A 232-nucleotide genomic window follows, 5' to 3' on the forward strand; every position below is an offset into this window, starting at 1 on the left:
AAAAATAAAATTCTTAATCTTTTTATAAACGGAAAAACAGGCTTCCGAAAATCGGAAACCTGCCCTTATCTTTTGTATGTAGAGCGCGAGACGGGACTCGAACCCGCGACCCCGACCTTGGCAAGGTCGTACTCCACCAACTGAGCCACTCGCGCCTATTTCTTTATTCTCTTTTTCAGGCATATACCCTCAAAACCACACATTGTTATATATCTTCTTCATCCGTTCTTCC

1 tRNA gene is annotated in these 232 nt (G+C 43.1%); it reads right to left on the reverse strand.

The features are described 5' to 3' along the window. Window positions 1-82: 82 nt before the first annotated feature. A tRNA-Gly gene (locus FAY33_RS19185) sits at window positions 83-155 on the reverse strand. Window positions 156-232: the final 77 nt, after the last annotated feature.

Source organism: Clostridium sp. HBUAS56010 (genome assembly GCF_007115105.1).
Taxonomy (GTDB): domain Bacteria; phylum Bacillota; class Clostridia; order Lachnospirales; family Lachnospiraceae; genus Lacrimispora.